The sequence below is a fragment of the Sphingobacterium paucimobilis HER1398 genome (assembly GCF_000416985.1).
GTDB classification, from domain to species: domain Bacteria; phylum Bacteroidota; class Bacteroidia; order Sphingobacteriales; family Sphingobacteriaceae; genus Sphingobacterium; species Sphingobacterium paucimobilis.
In genome coordinates this window covers 178,038-200,868 of sequence record NZ_ATDL01000003.1, presented here as the reverse complement: position 1 = coordinate 200,868, position 22,831 = coordinate 178,038, and the positions used below count along the sequence as shown (strand labels likewise).

Below are 22,831 nucleotides of genomic sequence, written 5' to 3'. Positions count from 1 at the left end.
TTTACTACTTTAACTTTTCGTTGTTCTTATGTCGTTCGGCATCGCGCATACTCTTTTTGTCCATATTCTTTTCCAGCGCCTCCGTCAGGTCTATTCCTGTTTGATTGGCTAGGCATATCAATACAAAGAGCACATCAGCCATTTCATCGGCAAGGTTTACGTCTTTGTCCGATTTCTTAAAAGACTGTTCACCGTACTGCCGTGCCATGATACGAGCGACTTCGCCAACCTCTTCCATAAGCATAGCAGTGTTGGTCAGTTCGTTAAAATAACGTACACCGGTAGTGGTAATCCATTTATCAACTATTTCCTGTGCATCTTTAATTGTCATCTGTTTTCAATTGTTAAGTGTTAATGATCAATGGTTAATGACTAATCATTAACCATTAGTAGTTGTCCTTGTCCTTGGTGTTCATCATAATGGTGACCGGGCCATCATTCCGAAGATCGACCTTCATGTCTGCGCCAAATATGCCCAGCTGTACTTTTTTGTTTAAAAGTGTAGATAGATTTTTGGCCATCTCTAGGTACATTGGCTCTGCTTTATTGGGTTTTGCAGCCCGTATAAAGGAAGGTCGATTCCCTTTTTTTGTCTGTGCGAATAGGGTGAATTGCGAAATGAATAAAATATTTCCATCGATATCCTGGATGGATTTGTTCATTAGACCTTGCTCATCACTGAAGATACGGAGATTGACAATTTTTTGGGATAACCACTCCATGTCCTGTTGATCATCTTCATCTTCGATACCGATCAATACCAGTAGTCCGTTTTCTATCTCTCCGGTTATCTGCCCGTCTACGGTGCATGATGCTCTTGTCACCCGTTGTATTACTGCTCGCATTTTTCAAAGTACGAATTAAAAAGTAAAAAGTAAAAATGAAAAAGTAAGAAAGTCCGTCCAAGTCCGTGTATGTCTACAGAAGTCCGTTATAGCAGGTGGTAAACGGGTGTGGTTCCTGCATTAAACAAAGTGTCCGCCACAGATTTGGTCTGTAGCGGACAGCAGTTTTATCTTTTCATTAAGACGCCCCTAAAAGCGAATGTTTAATCCCAGCATAAAGTTGGTTGTTGCCTGTGGGTAGTAGAAGTTGTAGTGTTCGACAGTACCTTTAGATTCAAACATTTGTCTCCAGGTATAACCGTGCGACTCATACTTGGCATTTAATATGTTATTTACAGCTAAACTCAAATCGACACGTTGTAGGCCCAATGCTTGGAAACTATACCGTGCTATAAGGTTGTTTACAAATGATGGATCTATTGAACGGTCTTTGCTAGAGGTATTGTCTAGGTATAAGCGAGATACATATTTGCTCAATAGACTGAACGATAAGTCCTCTACAGGGGAGTATGTAAAGTTGTTGGATAGAATTGTGGAGGCCGACTTGGCAATGTTTGTGTTGCCATGCTCTACCACCTCTTCTCTGGTTTTTACCCAATTATCATCATATACGGGAACGTATTCCACAAAGTTTTTGATTTTGTTGTCACTTAATGCTGCAGTAGCCGCCCAGGAGAATTGCTTACTGATCTGCCAAGATCCGTCCAATTCGATGCCTATGCGGTGGCTTTTCGGAATATTCATGCGTAGAGCACCTCCTGTGTCGTTGATAGATCCAGTAGGTACCAGTTGATCCTTGTAAAGCATAGCATACACATTTGCTCCTAGATTGAATGTGCTGTTATTAAAACGGTATCCCGCTTCTATATCCTGCATCTTTTCGGCCTTAGGAAATTCGTTGCGAGGATTCTCTACATAATCTTTGCGAACAGGTTCTTTATTGGCATAGGCATAAGAAGCGTATAAGTTGGTGTTCGGGGATATAAAGTAAGTGACACCTGCTTTCGGGTTGACAAAGTTTAGGTTGTTGTCAAAATCCATGTTTTTGACCTTGTCATCATTGCCCTGAACCTGATAATAGATGTTGCGGTATTGTACATCAAGATTTAACAACCATCTGTCTACTCGGTAATCTACTTTACCAAAGATGTTAAAATCATTTTTCTTGGCATCGTTTAGGTAATACTTGTCACCTAACTCACTGTTCGACGCATATCTTGCCCAAATGACTTCACCGTAATGATCCCCTTTGTATTGGTTGTAGGCACCGCCAAGTGTCATGTTTAGGGTATTTGTGGGCTTATAGTTTAGGGCATAGGTCAGGCCATAGAAATGGTTATCTAGCCATCTTCTACGAATAAGGTCAGATTTTTTTATTTTTTCCCCACCTAGGGTGACGTCCTCCATATTGTATTTAGCGAGTTTGTCATCCAGACGGTATTCCTCGTAGTACCCCGCGCCACGGGTATAGTGTAGTGCGGTGTTGAAGTCTAATTTTTCATTGATACGATTGGTGTACTGTAGATGAGCATGTGTCTGCGTATAGTTATCGGTCTGGTCATCGTAGGTATAGACATTGTACCGTCTGTCCGCCTGCAGTATTCTGTCCAGTTCTGGACCACCGTATATTCCAAGTCCAGTTCCGGCATATTCCGTAAGCAGAGAGCGATCGCCCTTGATCAAAGGTTCGGGTACTCCCGTCCAGGCTTGGTAGGTCTTTTGTTTGCCTGAGAATAACGTCGCCTTAAGGGTATGCTTTTCGGTGTAAAGGCCTCCGTCTACGTAAAAAGATTTCATGTCCGAGGAGGCTCTTTCCATATACCCGTCTGATGCGATTCGAGATAGGCGGGCATTGAAAGCATACTTGTCATTGATCAAGCCCGAACCGACCTTTAGGGTGTTTTTCCACGAGTTGTACGAACCGAAAGAGTTATTGAGCTCTGCATAGGGCGTGTTTTCCAAAGCATCTGTCTGTATATTCAGGGAAGCACCGAAGGCACCTGCCCCATTGGTTGAAGTACCGATCCCGCGCTGTATCTGGATACTTTCCATGCTTGACGCAAAGTCCGGTAGGTTGACAAAGAAGGATCCCATACTCTCTGCATCATTCAATGGGATTCCGTTGAGCGTTACATTGATTCGTTCGTTGTCCGAACCCCGTATGGTGATATTCGTATAACCGATACCTGCACCAGCGTCAGAACCGATAACTACTCCTGGTGTCTGGTTGATGAGGTAGGGGATATCCTGGCCTAGATTGTTCTTTTGTATTTCCTCTTTAGAAAGGTTTTTAAAAGTCGTGGCCGAGTTTTCCTTCGCCCGTGTCGCATATACAAAAGCCTCGCCTGTCTGTAAATGCAAAGGTTGCAGAATGATGTCTAGGTGTGTGGGCGTACCCTCAAGACGTGCGGTGAAGACTTTGTATCCAAGGTGGTGTACTTTGATGGGATTATTGCCTTCGTTTCCAATTAAAAAGTCTGCCAGACCAGTTTCATTAGTTTGTTTTGATTTACCATCGATGGTGACGGTGGCTCCTCGAATAGGCCCCGTTTGTTGGTCCGTGACACGAACCGTTAACTTCTGTTGTGCTAACGCGCTTATCGTAATGAGCAGTGTTAACAGCCAAGTAGCAATAAAATGCTTAATCATAAGATTTAAAAAATATTTTGAGTTAAACCAAACTACTGCAAGGGGTCACAGTAGCGTTACAATTTAACCGCCCTTCCCTACGCTGGCATTATCCAGATCAGGTGTGTCCTGCTAAGCAGGACAGGGTATAATCTCAGCCTTTTTCGTGTTCTGAATGAACAAGGCACCCCTTTTCGATGGCGCAAACATACCCTATTTTTTTTGTAAAAAAAATATCCATCAACTTTCTGTAAAAAAAATTACTTAATTTGTCAAGACTATTGGTTTAAAGCAATATTTTGTAGTAGATTTACATTTTCTAGAGGTTAAGTCTTTTATCTTTAGAAAACATACACACTAACTATTGGTATATAAATGGTTCATTATTATTCAGCTGATTATGTGATGCCTGTCACGTCCAGCCCTATAAAAAATGGGGTCATTGCTATGGACGAAAATGGTACAGTCTTAGGGATATATGATAATGATTCGGTGCCTAAGAATGTAGAAATAGAACGCTTCAAAGGAGTTCTGATTCCTGGATTTATCAATGCACACTGTCATTTAGAATTGTCTCATTTGTTGGGCAAGATTTCCCAAAAGAAGGGTTTGGTTAAGTTTATCACCGAGGTGATGTCTAATCGTAGTGCTGATGATGATGTGATTCAGAAGGCGATGGACCTAGCAGACAAAGCTATGTATGCCAACGGTATACAGGCTGTGGGGGATCATGTCAACTCTGCCGTTTCGGCTAAGATAAAAGAAGACAGTAAAATTGTTTATCATACCTTTGTAGAGATATTAGGTCTACGGGAAGAGGAGGCAGCACAAAAGATTGATGAAGCGCGCGAAATCGAGTTTAGTTTTGATTCGGGACATGCGTCCATTACATTACATGCGCCTTATTCTTGCTCTAAGGTGCTTTTCAAAGCCTTCAAAAAGTCTGTGTCAGAAGACAATATTATTTCTATTCACAATCAAGAGAGTGAAGAGGAGAATAAACTTTTCCGCTATAAGACTGGAGAATTCTTGGAGTTTTATGAAAAGATAGGGTTTTCAGCAGACGAGTTTAAAGCACAGGCTAGAAATTCTATACAGACCTATATGTCTTATCTTCCAACAGGAAACAAAGTCATCCTTGTGCATAACACCTACACATCACTAAAAGATCTGGATTTTATCCGTAGAATGGGACGGGATGTGGTCATGTGTATCTGTCCAAAGGCAAATCTGTATATAGAGGATGCGCTTCCAAAAGTTAGTATTTTTGAGCAGAATGGCTGTGAAATAGCTATAGGAACAGATAGTTTAGCTTCTAACGATACGCTAAGTGTATTGGATGAACTGAAAGTTCTGCATAAGCACTTCCCTGAGTTGGATTTTAATCAAACCTTGAAATGGGCGACTATAAATGGTGCGAAGGCGTTGACGTTAGAGGAAAGTTTGGGTTCCTTGGAAGTTGGAAAGACGCCTGGTCTGTTGTTGGTCAAAAATATGAATCATTTTAAGGTCACGGACAAGATCGAGATAGAACGGATTGCTTAAATAAATTGTTTACTTTTGCGGTAATAAGTGGAATGTAATTTAAAGAGATTCGTTTTGATGAAACATTACAATATTACGGTAAAAGGAAAGGTTCAAGGTGTTTATTATAGGCTCACAACCAAAGCTGTTGCCGATCAGCTGGGGATCAAAGGGTTTGTCATCAATCAGGAGGATGGATCGGTATATATCGAAGCTGAGGGGGACGATTTCGCTTTAGAGTCTTTGTTGGAATACTGTGAGGAAGGGCCGGATAGAGCTGAGGTGGAAGAGGTTACTTATGAAGAGACGAGCGAGATCAGAGGCTTTAAGGATTTCGAAGTTCTCAAACGCCGTAAATAATAGCCTGTGTCCTCTATAAAGAAATTTTTAAGTGATACGGTGATTTATGGTTTTACGACCATCGTATCGCGGATGATTAGCTTCCTGATGACTCCCGTGTACCTGCGGAAGTTTAAAGATGCTGCCGTTTACGGAGTCTATTCCAATTTTTATGCTTGGGTTTCTATGTTGAATGCGATTTTGGCATTTGGTATGGAAACTACCTATTTTAGGTACCTCCAGAAACAGAAGGAAGAAGACAGGGATAAAATTTATAACAATAGCTTTATTGTTACCCTGTTTACATCTGCGCTATTGCTTTTTGCTGTCTTTCTGTATACTAAGCCGATTGCTTCTTGGTTTGCCGATGGGGGAGATGTGGACATATATGTTCAATATATCAAGTATTTTGCTTTTATCTTGGTGGCCGATGCCCTGGCTGTTGTGCCTTTTGCTAGGCTTAGAGCTGAAGGACGCCCCATTCGGTACAGCTACCTCAAATTCGTAAATATATTTGTCACTGTAGGTCTCAATTTATTTTTTATCGTTTACCTCCCAGCTTGGAAGCAGACCTCCCTATTTTGGTCCAATTTTGCAGGCGATTGGTTTGTCGAGGGGTGGCTCGGCTATGTTTTCCTGTCCAATCTAGGGGCAAGTGTAGTCACGCTTCTATTACTCTTCCCAGAGATCTCAAAAGTGCGCTTGAAGATAGATAAGCCGATTATGAGAAGTATGCTGACCTATAGTCTTCCTATTCTAGTGGCTAATATTTCGTTTATTATCAACGAAAATCTCGATAAGATGTTTTTTCCCAAGCTTATCCCAGGAGAAATTGGAAAGATAGAGTTGGGGATATATAATGCAGTAACTAAGATCGCTGTATTTCTGAGCCTTTTTGTCACGGCCTTTAGATTAGGAGCAGAACCTTTTTTCTTTTCGCATGCCAAGAGTGAAAACGCGCAGCGAACCTATGCCATCATCATGAAATATTTTGTGATATTGATGGTGATGGTCATGGTGGGGATAACGGCAAATATCAGTTGGCTGAAAATGTTTATCAAAGGAAATGAATTACAGCCTGAGGTCTATTGGCAAGGTCTGAAGATTGTCCCTATTTTACTTTTTAATTATGTCTTGTTGGGGATCTATATGAATCTTTCAGTATGGTATAAGTTAACGGATAAGACAAAATATGCCATTTATATTTCAGGGGTAGGTGCTTTGGTGACCATTGTTTTGAATGTTATATTGATCCCCCAATACTCTTATGTCGGAGCGGTACTGTCGACCACCATTGTTTATGGTATAATGATTATGCTGTCGCTGGTGTGGGGACAAAAATACTATCCGATACCGTACGCTTTTGGTACCATTAGTCTATATCTGATAGTCGGATTTTTGATTTCTTTAACCAGCTATTTCGTTTTCGACAGTAATGTTTGGATAGGAAATCTCTTATTGATTGTTTTTTGTATTGCTACTGTGTTTTTGGAGAAGAATAAAGTCATGCAGATACTAAGAAAGGCTAGTTAAACAGCCTCTCCTACAAAATTTTCTTTGATCTCTTCAAGCACTTCTTGGATCTCGTCATGGGAGGAGAGGCCGACCAATTTCATACGATATTCCTTGAAATTAGGAATGCCTTTAAAATAATTGGCATAATGCCTGCGCATTTCGAAGATACCAAGCTTCTCACCTTTCCATTCGATGGATTTCGTCAGGTGCGTACGGCACACTTCTACGCGTTCGGCAATAGTAGGTCCCTCAAGTCGCTCGCCGGTTTTGAAAAAATGTTTTATTTCCCGAAATATCCAAGGATAACCAATAGATGCGCGGCCGATCATAATTCCATCGACTTCATATTCTTGCCTCCACGCTGCTGCCTTTTCAACAGAGTCTACATCTCCATTTCCAAAGATTGGGATCTTTATTCGAGGATTGCGCTTGATGTCACGTATCATAGCCCAATCGGCTTGCCCTTTGTAAAGTTGAGCTCGTGTGCGACCGTGTATTGCTAACGCTTGTATACCGACATCCTGTAGGCGCTCGGCTACTTCATATACATTTTTGGTGTTATCGTCCCAACCCAACCTGGTTTTGACCGTTACAGGCAGATGCGTTGCTTCGACTACAGCCTTGGTCATAGCGACCATTTTGTCGATATCTTGCAGCAAAGATGAGCCAGCCCCTTTGCACACCACTTTTTTCACCGGACAGCCGTAGTTAATGTCGATAAGGTTGGGATTGGCTTTAGTGCATATTTCTGCTGATTGACGCATCGACTCGATGTCACCTCCAAATATCTGTATACCGATGGGACGTTCGTATTCAAAGATGTCCAATTTTTGCACGGATTTGGCAGCATCTCGAATCAGTCCTTCTGAAGATATAAATTCCGTATACATCATATCTACGCCATTCTGTTTGCACACGTAACGGAACGGAGGATCACTGACATCCTCCATAGGAGCCAATAAAAGAGGAAATTCTCCCAAATCTATGTTTTCGCCAATTTTTACAGACATGGGACAAAATTAGGAATAATTTTGTTGTTAAAATGTAAAACCGTGAAATTGGATGCGCGACAAAAATCAAGTTTTCGTACATTCAATTGTTTCGTCGTCCTCTCGACCATAGCGGAGAACCCCGGAGGGCTCAACGAAGTTAGATCTAACGATATGGTTTTCTCTGCATAGTTTGTAGAGCTCTCCACAAGGTCGAGGCGACGCGATGCGAGAAATGGTCGTGATGCAAGTGAAATCGTAAGTTTAGTTACAGTATGGAACGTTAATTTTTTAATTCACCGACAAAATTTTTCATCGCTTCTCCTGGATCGACTGTCTTCATGAAGTTCTCGCCTATTAAGAAGGATTGAAAACCTCTTTTTTTGAGATCCCGTATGGTATGTGGATCGGAAATTCCACTCTCGGAAACTTTGATAAAGCGATTCGGTATTTTGTTGACCAAATCGTAAGAGTGATCCAGCGATACCGAAAAGTCTTTCAAATTTCTATTGTTGACACCTATAGCATCGATGCTGTTAAAAATACTGCGTTGAAGTTCTTCCTCATTGTGGACCTCCAACAATACGTTCAGTCCAATGCTCTTGGCATAAATGGATAAGGACTCCACTTCGGCCGGCGTGAGACAGGCAGCAATCAGTAGTATGATATCAGCACCAAAAGCTTTTGCCTCTGCGATTTGGTACTTGTCTATTATAAACTCTTTACGGAGTAAGGGCAGCTGAAGTACTTCGCGAGCTGCGGTGAGGTCGGCTAGACTGCCTTGGAAAAAATCCTGGTCAGTGAGTACGGATATTGCTGACGCACCAGCGGACTGATACCCTTGTACCACTTCTTGTACGGTCGACTTGCCATTGATGATGCCCTTAGATGGGGAAGCTCTTTTGTATTCAGCAATGATACCTGTGCGCTGTGGGTGTTCGATGGATTCTTTTAAAGAGTAGCAAATTCTGGAAAACAACGGATACTCTTCCAATTGTTGTATAGTGACCCTGGCTTTGGCCTCAGCTACTTCTGTTTTTTTTCTTGCTACGATTTTATCTAGTATAGTCATTTTTGTATAGTTATCGAGTTATGTAGTTGTCTGGTGATGGAGCTATCTGGTTAACTTGATAGCCTTTTATTTAAGCCAATTCTCGATTAATTTTTTTCCATTCTCGGTCAATATAGATTCTGGGTGAAATTGCATTCCACGGACATCATATTGTTTGTGCCTTAGGGCCATGATCACCCCATTTTCGTCTACTGCCGTTATCTGGAGCGAGTCCGGTAGGTCTTCCGTATTAACAGCCCACGAATGGTAACGGCCTATTTTAGAATCTTCAGGGAAGTCCTGAAATAATTTTTCGTCTTTATCTGTAATAATGATGGACGAAGCGACCCCGTGTAGCGGTTTGGGCATATTATACAGTGTGCCACCGAATACTTCTGCAATCGCCTGCTGTCCAAGACATATGCCTAAGATGCGTTTGCTGGCCGCATAGGTACGGATCACATCGAGAAGTAATCCCGCTTCCTCTGGGATGCCTGGACCTGGAGATAGTAAGATACAGTCAAACTGTTGAACATAATCAAGCTCAAATTTGTCGTTTCGTATAACCTCATAGCTCTCTCCCAACTCTTGTAATAGATGTACGAGGTTGTACGTAAAAGAATCGTAGTTGTCGATAACGAGAATTCTATTTTTGTTCATTTTGTAATGAATGATTGGTTTGTATTAACTGTTGGATCTCTTCGTTAACTGTGGTCAAATTTATCAAATCTGTTTCACAGCTCCTTTGTATTTTTTGTTTTTGGGCAAGATACTGCTTTCTCAGGTGGAGCAATTCCAATATTCTGGAATCAATAGTTTCAATACTTGCGGTTATTTGTGCGGTGTTTTCGCAATATTCAAGTGGGCGTATCATATGGTCTGTGCTATTTCAAGTGCTCTGCGCAGTGCAGCTATTTTATTGTTAACTTCTTGTAGTTCTTTTTCCGGATCGGAATCCAGTACGATGCCTGCCCCTGCCTGGTAGTGTAGAACATTCTTTTTACTGAGGAAAGAGCGTATCATGATGGCGTGGTTGAAATCTCCATTGAATCCCATGAAGCCGATTGCACCAGAGTAAAAAGAGCGCTGTAGTCCTTCGTAACGGTCTATCAGTGTGAGTGCCATATGTTTTGGAGCCCCCGATAAGGTGCCGGCAGGGTAGGTGTCTCCTACAATATCAAAAGGATTGGTTGTCGGTTTTAGTTTGCCCGCCACTTTGGATACCAGATGGATGATATGTGAGTAATATTGTGCTTCCTTATAGGATTTGACTTGTACATGAGTACAGTGACGACTTAGGTCATTACGGGCTAGATCGACTAGCATGACGTGTTCAGCAGACTCCTTGGGGTCATTTTTTAGGTCCTCCGCAATTTTTTCGTCTTGCTCGATATCACCAGTACGTTTAAAGGTTCCTGCAATAGGGTATATGGTAGCCTCGCCCTTTTTGATGGTCAGCTGTGCTTCAGGGGAAGAACCAAAGAGCTTGAAATCGCCATAGTCGAAATAAAACAAGTAGGGCGAAGGATTGACTGAGCGTAATGCACGGTAGACATTAAACTCATCACCTGAAAAAGTAGTAGAAAATGCACGAGAAGGTACGATCTGAAATAGATCTCCTCTGCGGATATGTGATTTCATCTTCTCCACGAGTTGCTTGAATTGCTCATCCGTCATATTGGAGGTCTCCTGTTCCTTGGTTTGGAAAGAATACTCCGGGAAATTCTTATTTTGAATCAGGTATTCAATGCGTTCTAATTCACTTTCCTCGTCGTCCAAGAGGTGCTCGAAAATATGCAGCTGATTGCGGAAATGGTCAATGGCGATGACATATTTGTAGATATGGTACTGTAGAAAAGGAATCTTTCTAGACTCGTCCAAGGGAGCTGTAAGAGTGATGTCCTCGAAGTGAGCTACAGTATCGAAGGAAAAATAACCAAAAAGTCCATTGGAAATTACATTGGTGTCAGCAATAATATTCTCCGTAAAAGATTGACGAAAGGAAGAAATTTCATTTTTCAGGTCTATTCCTGATGCTTCTTTGGATATTTTCTCTTGATTTGGATAGCTGATGGTTAAGCTCTTTTCATTCAATATCAAACCCGCCAGCGGTTGGCAGCATATATAGCTGATATTATTGTCCCGACTATGGTATTCGGAGCTTTCTAGCAGGAGGCTGTTTGGAAAGGTGTCCCGCAGACGAAGATAGATACTGACGGGAGTGGTCGTATCCGCCAGTATTTTCTTATGGTTCGTTTTAAAAGTGTATGTCATATTGATGGCTATGTTTTTGTTTTTTGTTAAAATTCCTGTTGATGGCTTTTAATGTTAATTGCACAAAAAAAGCCCGACGAAATACGTCGGGCTTTTTGATTTATGGTTTTGGTTGATTAAAAAATCCTTATTCTGAAAACCAATAGAGGTGCCTCCCGACGCTATTTGCTCCAGGCCACCACCAAAATTGATATGTGCTTTGTGTTATCATTGAATCACAAATTTAGAATAATTTTTAAATAATCAAATTCTTTTTGTTAAAAAAATAAAAAAAGTTACGAAAGCTTACCTAATTATCAACAGATGTCGATGTCTTTATTGGGTATTATTCGTCTTGTAACAAATCTGGTCTTCTGTCCTGAGTACGTTGCAGTTGCTGTTCGTCTCGCCACGCATTTATTTTTGCTTCGTGGCCACTGAGTAAAATCTCAGGGACTTTATGTCCACGCCATTCGGCAGGTCTTGTATATATCGGTGCATCAAGCAGGCCATCTTGGAAAGAGTCGGAAAGGGCAGAGGTCTCATCGGACAGCACTCCTGGTATCAATCGTACAATAGCATCGACCAGGATAGCCGCGGGTAGCTCGCCTCCAGAAAGCACATAGTCCCCGATAGAGATTTCACGTGTTACAAATATGTCCCGTATGCGTTGATCGATTCCCTTATAGTGTCCGCACAGCATAATGATACTGCCTTTTGTCGACAGGTCATTGGCTATAGCTTGGTTGAGAGTGACTCCATCCGGAGTCATATAGATGACGTCATCATAGTCGCGCTCGCTTTTTAACTTTTCAATACATGCAGCAAAGGGTTCGATCTGCATGACCATGCCCGAACCACCACCATAGGGGTAATCGTCTACCGATTTCTGTTTGTTAGTGGCGTAATCCCTCAGATTATGCACATGAATCTCACTGAGACCTTTGTTCTGGGCACGTTGTAATATAGAGTGTGCAAAAGGACTGTCCAATAGCGAAGGAAGCACTGTAATGATATCAAATCTCATGTTACAAAGGTAATAATTTAGTATTGAGAATTGAACGTCCGGTATGAAGTAATGAAATTCATATCTAGATTATTTGGTCTTTAGTGTTGGAAGTGTGTTTTTAATAATATGATTGCTTAAGTGTGTTGTTTTTCAGGGTTATATGGCAAAATGCGTTGTTTTCTTAAAGAATTGTTAAATATAAGTGGAGTTTTGATGGTTTGTTAAATAGTGTGTGTTTTGCTTGCTTCATTTGTAATAAAATATATTTTGTGTTTAAAAGCTTGCAATAACAACTTTGTGACATTATATTTGTTGCCTCAGTTCTAACGAATTGGCGTATACTAACTTTTTTATACTTCTTCATCTTATGAAAAGCGACTCTTTTCGCTTTTTGTAATCTGCATAAACCGTCTGTGTTTGTGTTTACAATTTGGTTGCATTGATCACTAGCAAGAGAGCTAATAGTGTAATTATTTTTAACTAAACACATAAACACATGAAACAAAAATTACTCAGTTTTATTTGTGTATTTGTACTTCTTTTAGGAGGTGCGTATGCACAGAATCGCCAAGTGAGTGGAAAGGTGACGTCTGCTTCGGATGGGACCGCTTTGGCTGGTGTATCTGTATCCGTGGTGGGCGGAACTGCCCGTACACAGACAGACGGCAATGGACGCTTTGTATTGGAAGTTTCCTCAAATGGAACGTTAAATTTTACCTATGTAGGTCATGTCTCAAAGCGTGTAGCTGTCGGTAACCAGTCTGTGATCAATGTCGAGTTGGCCACTGATCAAGAGGAGCTAGAAGAAGTGGTTGTTCAGGTTCCTTATGGAACAATTAAGAAGACTGCTTTTACTGGATCGGAATCGACTATTTCATCTAAAACTTTCGAAAAGCAGCAAGTAGCATCTTTTACAAAGGCTTTGGAAGGAACTGTAGCCGGTATTCAAGCCAGTAACGGTGGAGGGGCGCCGGGTACAAGCTCGGATATCCGTATCCGTGGTATCGGCTCGGTAAATGCAAGTTCGTCTCCGTTATATGTTATCGATGGCGTACCGTATTCAGGTTCCAACGTTTCTATTTCTACAGATGATATCGAAAGTACGACGGTATTAAAAGATGCCGCAGCGACAGCATTGTATGGTTCGCGTGCTGCCAACGGTGTTGTGATGATCACTACAAAAAAAGGCCGGGCGAATACACCACGTATGAATTTTACAGCGCGTTTGGGATTCCTGAACCGAGCTATACCTGAATATGACCGTGTGAGTATCCCTCAGTATTATGAGGGTATGTGGCAGGCTACCCGTAATGGACTGATTCTTGGTGATCCGTCTAAGATCACTGATGCTGTTAATCAGAATGCTTCTAATTCTTTGATGGATGGATTGGTCTATAATGTAACGGATCAGGCGGACAATGAGGTTGTTTTGGCAAATGGCAAATTCAATCCGAATGCGAAGATTTTATATGCAGACGATTGGCAAGATGCACTTTTTCGTACTCCGTTCAGACAAGATTATAATTTGAACTACTCTGGAGGATCCGATAAGTCTACCCATTTCGTGTCTCTAGGTTATCTGAATGAACCAGGCTTTGTTAAATATTCAGGATACGAACGTTTTAACGGGCGTGTCAATGTGGATAGTAAGGTAAAGGAATGGTTGTCTGCAGGTCTTAACTTGGACGGTGCCTTGGCTTATCAGGATAATGTACAGTCAATAGGTGGTACAACCACTATAAACCCTTTTTACTATACACGTATGATGGGGCCGATTTATCCGGTTTGGCAACGTGATGATCAAGGGGGCTTTGTGATCGATCCATTGACCGGAGAGAAATCGTTGGACTGGGGATTGAACTCTCAAATGGGAGCAAGACCCTACGCAGGTAACTCCAATCTTTTAGGTTCATTGGCTCTAGATGAGCGAACTGGTAAAATAGGTAATGTGAACTTTAACACTTATTTAGAGGCACGTTTCTTAAAAGATTTTACATTTAGGACGACTGTGGGAGGAAACTATTACAACAGGTATACCACTACTTTCCAAAATCCAGAATATGGTGATGCTGCGAATGTGAGAGGTAGATCTACTAAAATCCAAAATAGACAGCTTTCATTTACCTTCAATCAGGTATTGACGTATGACAAGACATTTGGAGATCACAATTTGAATGTAATGGTAGGGCATGAGAATTACCGCTTAGAGCGCAATTTTCTGTCAGCAACACGTTCGGGCTTCCCTTTTCCAGGAAATTCGGAACTGGCACCAGGTGCTACCCTTGAGGACGCGACTTCTTACGAAAACTACCATAGAATCGAAGGTTATTTCAGCCGTGTCAACTATACCTATCTCGATAAATACCTAGTGTCTGCTAGTCTACGTCGCGATGGTACTTCTCGTTTTTACCCTGGTAAGGATGGAAAAGGAAATAACCAATGGGGTAACTTCTACTCTGTGGGTGCCGGATGGAGAATCAGCCAGGAAGATTTCCTGAAGGATGTGAGCTGGATTAACGAGTTGAAATTGAGAGCAAGTTATGGGGAGCAAGGTAATGAGGGGGTCGTACAAGCTCGCGCATCCTCTGAGACTGATCAGGAAGATCCTACTAACACGAATATTGATAATTTCTATGGCTGGCAAAGTCTTTACGGTTACGGATGGAACAATGTAAGCATGCCAGGAGCAATCATCACATCACTACCCAATGAGGGGTTAGGTTGGGAGAAAAACAGAGCCGTAAATGTCGGGTTGGATTTTACACTTTTTGATAGAAAGATCGACGGTACTATTGAATGGTATAATAGAGAATCTTCTAATTTATTATTCCGTGTTCCACTACCAATGTCTACTGGTATTACATCGATCTGGCGTAATGTAGGTAGTATGTATAATCGTGGTATTGATCTTCAGATCGGTTACAATGCTATCCGACATACTGATTTTGACTGGAGAATTGATCTTAACCTCAGCCATTACAAAAACAAGATCACGAAGTTGCCAGAAGAAAATAGAGAAGCAGGTATTATAAGTGGGACAAAGAGGCTGATGGAAGGACAGGATGTTTATCAATTCTGGTTAAGAGATTATGCAGGAGTGGATCCTGCTAATGGAGATGCCTTGTGGTACATGGACGAGCTGGATGCAAACGACAATGTGATTGGTCGTACGACGACTAATAACGTAAACTCTGCTACATATTACTATCATGGCTCTGCCATTCCTGATTTTGTCGGTGGTATTACTAACTCTTTCCGTTACAAACAGTTTGATCTGTCAGTTCTTTTGACTTACCAGATCGGAGGCAAGTTTTATGATGGGAACTATGCTTCATTAATGCATATGGGTAATTACGGAACACATTGGCATTCTGATATTTTGAATGCATGGACAGAGCCGGGGCAAGTGACCGATGTACCTCGTCTTCAGAATGGTATCGGAGCGGCAAATGCTGGAAACTCTACGTCGTCCAGATTCCTGTTTGATGCGTCCTACTTAAATGTTAAAAACATTACGTTGGGATACAATTTTGATAAACTGCTGATTTCTAGGATGGGATTGTCTGGACTTCGCGTCTTTGCAAACGTAGATAATGCGGCGATTTTCACAAAAAGAAAAGGTATGGATCCGCAGCGCTCCTTCACTGGAACTGCAGATTATACATATCCTACCATGCGGAACTTCACTTTTGGTGTAACAATAGGTTTATAAGATAGAACAACATGAAAAGATTATATAAAGGAATGACTGCGATAGCTTTGGCTTGCACCATTATGGCTACCAGTTGTAAGAAAGAATATTTAGAAACGAACCCGACAGATTTAGTGAGTGCAGATATTGTGTTTAAGACTACTGAAGGAGCGATGGTCGCCTTGAATGGTACCATACGTACCATGTACAGTTCGTTGACCAACCACGGGAATTTTGGACAAAAGGCCTATGACCTGACCTCTGATATGATGGGGGAAGATGTTATTCTGCATGCCCAAGGCTATAGATATTATACGAGTGAATATAATTACTCTGGTTTAAGTAGTGCTAGTACTAATCAAAGAGCAGACCGTACCTGGTATTATTATTACCGGATCATTAATAATGCGAACCGGATCATATCCTTATTGCCAGCAGCAACAGGACCGCAGGAAGAAAAAGACTTGATTATGGGGCAGGCATTAGCTTTGCGTGCACACTCGTATTATTATCTCGTCAATTTCTTCTCGAAGTATGGGCCAGAGAATCCAGGGGTGCCGCTTTATACGGCTCCCACAACCGACGGTAAGGGAAGGGGTACGGTGAAGGATGTGTACGATCAAATCTACTTGGATTTGACGGAGTCTACTAAATTGCTAGAAGGGAAATCCCGTGCTCATCTTTCGCATGTAAACAAAGCTACAGCAGAGGGAATATTTGCACGTGTGGCTCTTCAACAGGGCGATTATCCGAAGGCCTTGGAAATGGCCGATAAAGCGATCAAGTCGAGTGGTAAACAATTGTTTACTGCTGCTCAATACACGTCGGCAGCATTTAATACGCTGAGTGCGGCTGAGTGGATCTGGGGTGGAGAGGTCAATGTAGAGCAGTCTACGGCTTTTGCTTCATTTTATTCGCATATGGATAATAGAGCTGCCGTAGGCGGTTATGCAGCACTGGGTGGTCAGAAAAAGATCACCAAGGATCTTTATGATAAGATCCCATCTGGTGATGTACGTAAAGATTTGTTTCAGGGTGTAATTAGTGCGGATATGCCTATTTATGCACAAAAGAAATTCCAGTTGCGTCAATTGGGAAATTGGGCTTCTGATTATTTGTTTATGAGATTGTCAGAGCTATATCTTATCAAAGCGGAAGCGCAGGCTCGTCTTACGCAGGATGCAGCAGCTGCACAGACACTTGCTGATCTAGTAACAACAAGGTATAGCGGATACAGTACTGCAGGTCTCGCAGGGGAAGCCTTGTTAAATGAGATTCTGTTACAGCGTAAAATTGAGTTGTGGGGAGAAGGATTTAGCCTCTTGGATATCAAACGTCTTGGAAAAGGACTTAATCGTCCTACGGGAGCTGGTAACCATGGAGGGGCGCAGTTAAATGGAGGAAATGGAAATAATTTTGCTCCAGGCGTAACATCGTTGCCGGCTAATAGTAACCGGTGGTTGTTTGCCATACCTCAAGATGAGATTAATGCTAATAAGCAATTGTCAGTGGCAGATCAAAATCCGTTGAAGGATTAATGTTTCTCAATTACCATGACAGGTAGAAGGAATATTTAGATTTCGTAAATCTTTAGTGGATGGAACGGGGGGATATTGAAAAATGTCACCCCGTTTTTATGTAGTTATACTAGTGATATTGTACTCCTATTATTTTAGTTGTTTGGCAAAATAGTTGGCCTGTTGTTACAATTGAAGTCTGTATTCTGTCTTTTTTACGGTTTCTTTTGTTGTTTTCAATAAAAAATATGTTAAAAAGTGTGAAACTTTATTTTTTTTTATATGTTTGCATAGTAATATCGTTGTTACGATGTTGCAGCTACTAACACACAAACAATTTTAAAAACTAAACACACAACACATGGAACAAAGATTATTCAATTTATCCCTCGATCTCCGCATTTAGATTTTTCTAGTGGAGTTTGATCTGGCTCTTTAAGTCAGACAAGGATTATATAACTGCTTTTTCTAAAAATTCTAAGATCATTGTACGCTATGGTCTGTTACCCGTTTTAACTGATTAGATAAAACGTTTTATCTCCATCTTATTTTAGATGTGGAGAGGAGATATTACGCATCGGATTTTGGATGAATTCAAATATATCAAGTACACAATTTTTAACTAAACACATAAACACATGAAACAAAAATTACTCAGTTTATTTTTTGTGCTGACTTGCTTAATAGGCGTGTCGATGGCACAAAATCGGCAAGTGAGTGGTAAAGTTACCTCTGCAACGGATGGCACTCCATTATCAGGAGTTTCCGTGTCTGTGGTAGGTACTTCTACTGCTACACAGACCGATGGAAGTGGAAATTATTCTATTTCCGTAAATCAAGGCGCAGCACTTAACTTCTCTTTTATTGGATATAGTGCTCAACGCGTTACGGTAGGGAATCAGAGTACTATCAATATACAGTTGGCTTCTGATGATAATGCTTTGGAGGAAGTCGTAGTGACTGCATTGGGGATAGAGAGAAGTAAGAAAGATCTTGGATACGCTGCGACAACGGTTGGCAGTGAAGATTTGACCAAGGTTAATGCAGTTAATATTGCTAGTGGTCTGACAGGGAAAGTATCCGGGTTGAACGTAACTGGAGTTAATAGCGGAGTTTTTGAAAACGTTAAAATGAACTTGCGTGGTATTAGATCTCTTACAGGTAAGAACAATCCATTGTTAGTAGTGGACGGAATTCCGATGGACTTGAATTATATGTCATCTATTAATCCAAATGACATTTCGAATGTTTCTGTTTTGAAAGGTTCATCATCTGCGGCAATTTATGGACCAGATGCTCGAAATGGTGTCATTGTTGTTACAACTAAAAAAGGCAGTTCAGCTCCTGTAATCACTTTGGGACACTCCACGCAATTTCAAAATGTCTCTTATTTTCCTGCGATGCAGAAGCAGTTTGGTACAGGATATGATGGAGATTATGATCCGATCGAAAATATGTCCTGGGGACCAGCATTTGATGGTTCTATTGTTAATATTGGTCCTAAATTGCCAGACGGTTCGCAACAAACAGAGGTATATAGCGCAACTGATGAACGTAAGAAGTTTTATGACACGGGAATTACTCATCAGACCGATCTGTCTTTGTCGACGAATGATTTTTTCCTTAGTCTTCAAGATGCTGTCGTAAAGGGAATCGTTCCAAATGATAAAAATAGAAGAACAGGTATCCGATTAAATACGGGTAAAGAATTTGGTATATTTAAGGTTGGATTTAATTCAAATTATGTTCAACAAAATTATAATGTTTTTGATGGTACTGGGGCTGAAGAAATGTTTGCTGTTTTAGGTGTTGGGGGGAATGATGGGATTTTTAATCAGATAATAAATACACCTGCTCATATTAGAGTTACAAAATATAAAGATTTTCAGAATGAGAAATGGTCTCAGCATGAAAATTGGTTTACAAACTATGGGTTAAATCCATATTTTCAAGCTGGAAATTGGAGAAAAGAAGGTAAAAAACAAGATTTAATAACCAATTTAGATTTGTCTCTTAAAGCAACAGATTGGCTGAGTTTTACGTATCGTGCAGGATTAATTTCCCGAAATACGGCGGAGCGCAATAGTTCGCTAGGAGTTAAGGTCTCACAGTTTGGGATAGACAGAGAAAAGGAGTCAATTCCTGCGTCAATTGAAGAGTATAACTATAACTATACCACGCTCTCTTCAGAGTTGTTTGGAGAGGTTAATAAGCAGTTGGATGATGATTTCAAATTGTCTGCTATTTTGGGTACTTATGTGAGACAGAATGAGTATCGTACGACTCGTGTTCAAGCAGGTTCTTTGCTTGTTCCGGATATTTTTAACCTAGGTAATCGTTTAGGCAACTTGACGGGATCATCTAATGGATATAAAGCTCGCCTATTTTCTTATTTTGGTAGTGCAGGGTTGAATTATAGAGGCTGGGCAAATGTTGAGGTTACTGGGCGAATGGATAAAACATCTTTATTGGCTTCGGAGCATAATACTTATTTTTATCCTGGAGTGTCAGGCTCATTAATCTTAACTGAAGCAATTGATGCTTTGAGGTCTGATTATTTGTCTTTTCTAAAGATTAGAGGGGCTTGGAATAAAACTGGTAATGCTGATATTACTCCTTATCTTCTTCAAGCAACATTTTCTCAACCAGGTGACACAGGATATCCTTATGGCTCCGTACCTGGTTTTACAGCTGGAAACACTGCTTATGATCCCAACCTAAAGCCTGAATTTATTAACAGTACAGAAGTCGGTTTGGAAACTGGATTTTGGAATAATAGAATTCGTCTAGAAGGAACTTATTTCTATCAAAAGAATACAGATCAAATCGTTAACGTCAGAGTTTCCGATGCTACAGGCTATCGCTCTATGTACAGGAATGCAGCTTCATTTATTAATAAAGGTTTTGAATTGGATTTAAATTTAACGCTATTAGTGAAGTTTGATGGAGGTGATATTAGATTTAGAGCCAATGCTACTTATAATGATAGTGAGGTAACTTCTATTTTTGATGACCAAGATTTGAATGAGATTGTCATTGGTACAAGTTATGCAAGGGTTGGTAATTATGCCATTAAAGGACAACCTGCCTTTGTGTTTAAAGCCACAGATTACGTTAGGGACGACCAAGGAAGAATTATTGTGAGTGAAACAACTGGACGTCCTAGCGCATCTAATGCGTTAAAAGTCTATGGTCGTACAATGCCAAAATGGATTATTTCATTGAACCCTTCAGTCAATTTTAAATCTTTCAACCTGTCCGCATTATTTGAACATAAAACTGGGCATCAAGCTTCTTTTAACGAAATGGGAACTTCTATGGCTTGGACAGGTGTTTCAGAAGCTACTGCATATAATAATAGAGAGCCCTTTATACTTCCTAATTCTGTTATAAAGGATCCAAACAATCCTGGTCAATATATTGAGAATACGACTGCTAAAATCGGAGCGAATGAGCACGTACTGCAGCACTATATTGCAGAATATAGGCAGGCTGCCTCTAATTTTCTAGTGGATGCAAGTAGTTGGAGGTTCCGAGAACTAGCGCTGACATACAGTGTGCCTGAGCAATGGCTAGCATCTAGACAGAGAGTTGTGAAGTCTTTGTCTATAGCATTGGTGGGTAGAAATATCGCATTGTGGCTGCCTAAAGAAAACAAATTTATGGATCCCGACTTTAATAGTTTTTACGATGATGGAAGTAACTCAATGGGTATGATTACGTCTACACAAAATCCTCCGACTAGAAATTATGGATTTACAATTAACGCTAAGTTTTAGTATTTAATATTACGAAAATGAAAAATAAAATAATAGCAATTATATGTGCTTCTACATTAACTTTTTCAGCTTGTAAAGATAGTTTTTTTGATATCAACAAAAATCCGAATCTTCCAACAGAAGAGGCGATCACTCCAGATTTGTTAATGACATCCGTTATTACAAATGTGGTTAAAAGAAGTACATCATCTTATAGATTTTCCGCGCATTGGATGGGATACTGGGCTAGGGGTAGTTCGTTTGGGATATCTGTTCCTTTAGAGAATTATAATATCGATGCTGCTTTTGAAGCGACCCAGTGGTCAGGAGTTACGCCTGATGCTGGGTGGTACGATATTCTTATGGATAATCATGTAATGGAGCAAAAAGGCTTAGCTAGTGGCGAACAGTTTTATGTTGGGGTGGCTAAAGCATTAAAGACGGTAGGTTTCATGTATTTGGTTGATATGTATAATAACGTGCCGTATTCTGAAGCTTTTGATTTGGCCAATAAAATAACGCCAAAATATGATAAAGGAGAGGATATTTATAAAGATTTATTAATACAGCTTGATGAAGCCCGTATGATTTTTTCCAATCCTAATCTTTCCATATCGGATCAAGCCGTCGCAGCTGATTTGATATTTAAGGGCGATTTGAAAAAATGGAGAAAGTTTGTCAATACGCAGACCCTCAGGTTGTTGGTGCATCAATCTGAAAAGGTTGCAAATCCCTCAGCTGAGATAGCAAAAATTGTTGCAGATGGAAGTGGTTTCTTAGATGAAGGCGAAACGGCGTGGGTAAACCCTGGATATTCTAACGATAAATACAAGTTGAACCCTATGTATATTGCATACGTTAGGGATGAGAATAATACTTTAGTAGATGGGTTTAATCGAGCGAATAATTTTGTTTTAGATAAATATAAACAAAATGATGATCTAAGATATCAACAGATTTTTTTAAAAGCTATCACACCTGTTGGTGGGGAATTATGGAGAGGTAAGAATTTTGGTCAAAATAATGTATCGGGAGAATCTTCGTCAGGAGAATCTATTGTGATGGGCCTAGGTTTAGTTCCGTCTCCTGATGCACCTGCTTGGTTGTTCACTTCAGTGGAAAGTTTGTTTTTACAAGCGGAAGCTGTCCAAAGAGGTTGGTTGTCAGGAAATGCGGAAGCAATGTATGAAAGGGCTGTCGAAGAGTCTTTCGTTTTCTTGAATGTTCCTGATGCACAAACTGAGGTTGCTGGATATTTACAGAAGAATATTGCTTCTTGGTCGAATAGCTCTAATAAGTTGGAGTTGATTATTAATCAGAAATATTTGGCGTTGCCTGGCATTAATAATTTTGAGGCATGGGTAGATTATAGGAGACTAGGGTACCCTAGCGATGTTCCTTTGTCATTGAATTCTTCCCTTAATGGAAGAAAAATTCCTTTGAGGTTACAATACCCTCAAAATGAATTTAATTACAATGCGGCAAATGTAGCTGCTGAAGGTGACATTGATCCTCAGAAAGATAAAATTTGGTGGGATGTTAATTAACTTTTTCTAGAAGATTTTCAATAAAAAAGGGGGTGAAATTTTGTTTTCACTCCCTTTTTTATTGGAAGGCTGTTTTGCGCTATTAATTATGTCAGCATTTTAATGTTAAGTTTCAATATTGAGGTATTTGTTTGCCATTTCTCAAACTATATCTTATATTTACTA

Annotated in this window: 15 protein-coding genes; 7 read left to right on the top strand and 8 right to left on the bottom strand. The window is 40.5% G+C overall.

The genetic code is table 11. The annotated features are described in order from the left end of the window. Positions 1-4: 4 nt before the first annotated feature. The 3 genes from M472_RS25360 to M472_RS25350 all read right to left on the bottom strand — a co-directional run bounded on the left by M472_RS25360 (position 5) and on the right by M472_RS25350 (position 3,494). Complete coding sequence (locus M472_RS25360) at positions 5-331, bottom strand: nucleotide pyrophosphohydrolase (RefSeq protein WP_021068627.1); 327 nt, start codon at positions 329-331, stop codon at positions 5-7. A gap of 55 nt (positions 332-386) precedes the next feature. Then, positions 387-845 carry a D-aminoacyl-tRNA deacylase gene (gene dtd / locus M472_RS25355; protein WP_021068626.1) on the bottom strand — a complete coding sequence of 153 codons (459 nt, stop codon included), beginning with the start codon at positions 843-845 and terminating at the stop codon, positions 387-389. Positions 846-1,034: 189 nt separating this feature from the next. After that, positions 1,035-3,494 carry a TonB-dependent receptor gene (locus M472_RS25350; RefSeq protein WP_021068625.1) on the bottom strand — a complete coding sequence of 820 codons (2,460 nt, stop codon included), beginning with the start codon at positions 3,492-3,494 and terminating at the stop codon, positions 1,035-1,037. A gap of 354 nt (positions 3,495-3,848) precedes the next feature. Here M472_RS25350 and M472_RS25345 point away from each other — a divergent pair, with 354 nt between their 5' ends. The 3 genes from M472_RS25345 to M472_RS25335 are packed head-to-tail and all read left to right on the top strand — an operon-like array spanning position 3,849 to position 6,869. After that, on the top strand, positions 3,849-5,018 hold the full coding sequence (locus tag M472_RS25345; RefSeq protein WP_021068624.1) for an amidohydrolase family protein: 1,170 nt from the start codon (positions 3,849-3,851) through the stop codon (positions 5,016-5,018). Between the two features lie 57 nt (positions 5,019-5,075). Then, positions 5,076-5,357 (top strand): acylphosphatase, encoded by a 282-nt coding sequence (locus M472_RS25340; protein ID WP_021068623.1) that lies wholly within the window; start codon positions 5,076-5,078, stop codon positions 5,355-5,357. Positions 5,358-5,363: 6 nt separating this feature from the next. After that, on the top strand, positions 5,364-6,869 hold the full coding sequence (locus tag M472_RS25335; protein ID WP_031301292.1) for an MATE family efflux transporter: 1,506 nt from the start codon (positions 5,364-5,366) through the stop codon (positions 6,867-6,869). Here the strand turns inward: M472_RS25335 and dusB are convergent. From dusB to trmD, 5 genes are all read right to left on the bottom strand, one after another. Continuing rightward, positions 6,866-7,861, bottom strand: coding sequence for a tRNA dihydrouridine synthase DusB (dusB, locus tag M472_RS25330; RefSeq protein ID WP_021068621.1), 996 nt, complete (start codon positions 7,859-7,861; stop codon positions 6,866-6,868). The genes M472_RS25335 and dusB overlap by 4 nt on opposite strands. A 262-nt stretch (positions 7,862-8,123) precedes the next feature. Beyond that, on the bottom strand, positions 8,124-8,912 hold the full coding sequence (gene trpC, locus M472_RS25325; RefSeq protein WP_021068620.1) for an indole-3-glycerol phosphate synthase TrpC: 789 nt from the start codon (positions 8,910-8,912) through the stop codon (positions 8,124-8,126). Between the two features lie 66 nt (positions 8,913-8,978). Continuing rightward, positions 8,979-9,551, bottom strand: coding sequence for an anthranilate synthase component II (locus M472_RS25320; protein WP_021068619.1), 573 nt, complete (start codon positions 9,549-9,551; stop codon positions 8,979-8,981). A gap of 210 nt (positions 9,552-9,761) precedes the next feature. After that, positions 9,762-11,165 carry an anthranilate synthase component I family protein gene (locus M472_RS25310; protein ID WP_021068617.1) on the bottom strand — a complete coding sequence of 468 codons (1,404 nt, stop codon included), beginning with the start codon at positions 11,163-11,165 and terminating at the stop codon, positions 9,762-9,764. 325 nt (positions 11,166-11,490) lie between these two features. Further along, on the bottom strand, positions 11,491-12,171 hold the full coding sequence (gene trmD / locus M472_RS25305) for a tRNA (guanosine(37)-N1)-methyltransferase TrmD (RefSeq protein ID WP_021068616.1): 681 nt from the start codon (positions 12,169-12,171) through the stop codon (positions 11,491-11,493). A 478-nt stretch (positions 12,172-12,649) separates the two neighbouring features. On the opposite strand from trmD, the gene M472_RS25295 reads away from it, so the two are divergent. From M472_RS25295 to M472_RS25280, 4 genes are all read left to right on the top strand, one after another. Beyond that, complete coding sequence (locus M472_RS25295; RefSeq protein ID WP_021068614.1) at positions 12,650-15,865, top strand: SusC/RagA family TonB-linked outer membrane protein; 3,216 nt, start codon at positions 12,650-12,652, stop codon at positions 15,863-15,865. Positions 15,866-15,876: 11 nt separating this feature from the next. Continuing rightward, complete coding sequence (locus tag M472_RS25290) at positions 15,877-17,382, top strand: RagB/SusD family nutrient uptake outer membrane protein (protein WP_021068613.1); 1,506 nt, start codon at positions 15,877-15,879, stop codon at positions 17,380-17,382. Between the two features lie 617 nt (positions 17,383-17,999). After that, positions 18,000-21,140 carry a SusC/RagA family TonB-linked outer membrane protein gene (locus tag M472_RS25285; protein ID WP_081643079.1) on the top strand — a complete coding sequence of 1,047 codons (3,141 nt, stop codon included), beginning with the start codon at positions 18,000-18,002 and terminating at the stop codon, positions 21,138-21,140. A 17-nt stretch (positions 21,141-21,157) separates the two neighbouring features. Next, complete coding sequence (locus M472_RS25280; RefSeq protein WP_021068611.1) at positions 21,158-22,666, top strand: SusD/RagB family nutrient-binding outer membrane lipoprotein; 1,509 nt, start codon at positions 21,158-21,160, stop codon at positions 22,664-22,666. Positions 22,667-22,831 lie beyond the last annotated feature (165 nt).